The organism is Bacteroides sp. MSSM.1001136sp1_RTP21357st2_D2_RTP21359_211015, from assembly GCF_040913205.1.
Classification (GTDB): Bacteria; Bacteroidota; Bacteroidia; order Bacteroidales; family Bacteroidaceae; genus Bacteroides; species Bacteroides ovatus.
Window position 1 is genome coordinate 1 of the sequence record NZ_JBDFVF010000089.1, and the last position, 1,193, is coordinate 1,193.

Genomic DNA, 1,193 nt, shown 5'->3' on the forward strand with positions numbered 1-1,193 from the left:
GCACAGGTATCACAACTGTTAGCGAACACCGGCCAAGACCCGATATATCCTGAATGGAAACAACCTTTTTACAACCCTGCATAATAAAACCCTCTTAAAAAATACTCATAAATATTATTATAACATATCCATCAGGATTTTTCAATAGCCCATGGCTTGCCGGCAATATTTTTTTCACTATATTTTTCATATTGTTCATATCAATATAATATGATTTATGTGCTCTATGAAAAGCAACAAAAAAGCGCCATTTTTCGCACTTTTTAGGCTAGCACCTACAAAATTCATCATGATAATTTGTACAAATTTGTAGGTTTGTCAATCATATTGGACACTATTATTAAGAAATTCGATAGGCGAAAACCATTTGAGGGGACGCATAGGACGGTTGTTTGTTCGACTTAAACGTGCAGCTAGCTGCACGTTTAAGTCGTCGCAGGAATAAAACCTATGGCACGAATAGAATTTGTTGTGATCTTCTCGGTGACTGCGCTCTACTTTGCCATTGTGCCTGGGCGTATATGGACGAATGAGTTTGTGTTCAATGCCAAGTTGTGAGAGCGTATTCTCAAACAGCGTTTTCTTGTCTCTTTTGCTTGGCGAAAAGCGGTTAGTAAATTCAAATCCATTGTCGGTCTGAATACATTTCACCGTTATTCCTCTGCGTTTGTACCATTTCACCAGCCTTTTTACAAAGTCTGCTGAAGAATAGGTGCTTTGCTCCTCATATCCGTATAAAAATCTTATCCTGGTATACTCATCGATCGCCGTGTATTGGTACAGCTTCATCTCTGGGTCAGCTATACACTTTCTCGGAACTACCTTTACGTCCACCTGAATACGCTCTCCGGGGTATGTCATCTGCTCGTATGGCTTTGGTTTATACGTCGCTTTCTTCGGCTTTTTCGGAAGCATTCCTAGTTTTTTCATAACCCTGTAAAGACTTTCAAGACAGCGTGTATACCCTTGTTTTCTGAGACGATGCCATAGTTCGGGAAGCTCAAGCGTTGGGTTTCGTTTGTGATACCTTTTAATAAGATCTATTTCTTCCTTGGTATGCTCGTTGGGATGATGATGCGGTCGGCGTGATTTAACTGCGAGGGACTCCACACTTCCGTCCCAGCGTTTCAGCCAGAAATATATATATGAACGTGATTTATTGTATTTTCTGCTTGCTCGGCTCACTCCATATT

1 protein-coding gene is annotated in these 1,193 nt (G+C 40.5%); it reads right to left on the minus strand.

What is annotated here, in order from left to right; translation table 11 throughout:
- Positions 1 to 318: 318 nt before the first annotated feature.
- Positions 319 to 1,193, minus strand: an 875-nt coding sequence (locus tag AB5217_RS24870) for a DDE-type integrase/transposase/recombinase (RefSeq protein WP_368117402.1), incomplete at its 5' end; no start/stop codon positions are given.